Source organism: Nocardiopsis halotolerans DSM 44410 (assembly GCF_000341065.1).
In the GTDB taxonomy this organism is placed as follows: domain Bacteria; phylum Actinomycetota; class Actinomycetes; order Streptosporangiales; family Streptosporangiaceae; genus Nocardiopsis; species Nocardiopsis halotolerans.
Map to the genome: position 1 here is coordinate 1 of NZ_ANAX01000242.1, position 493 is coordinate 493.

Annotated in this window: 1 protein-coding gene; it reads left to right on the forward strand. The window is 72.8% G+C overall.

Annotated elements, in window-relative coordinates:
* Window positions 1–66: 66 nt before the first annotated feature.
* The coding region (locus D455_RS0118840) for a heparan-alpha-glucosaminide N-acetyltransferase domain-containing protein (protein ID WP_026122766.1) at window positions 67–493 on the forward strand (427 nt) is incomplete at its 3' end.

A 493-nucleotide genomic window follows, 5' to 3' on the forward strand; every position in this document is an offset into this window, starting at 1 on the left:
TGGCCGCCTGCGGCCATCTGCCCGCGGCGTTGGTGCCGCGAGTGCCGGGGGCATAGCCTGACGGTCGTGGCACAGAACCGGTCTGACGACATTCCCGCCGCGTCCGCGGACACACCCGCCCGCAAGGGGCGGATCGACGGCATCGACGCGGCCCGCGCCCTCGCGGTGTTCGGGATGTTCGCCGTCCACCTCGGCGTGGAGTCGATGGGTCTGCTGTCGCCCGAGGACTACGCCTGGGACGTGCACGGCGTGGTGCGCGGCAACTCCTCGGCGCTCTTCGCCTTCCTGGCGGGCGTCTCCCTGGCCATGATGACAGGGCGCACCCGCCCGGTCGCCGGCGACCCGCTGCGCGCGGCGGTCGTGCGGATCCTCACCCGGGCCGTACTCATCGGTGTGCTGGGGCTCGGGCTGGACCTCCTGGGGGTCCCGGTCGCCGTCATCCTCACCTACTACGCGGGTTTCTTCGTCCTGGCGCTGCCGCTGCTGCGGCTGG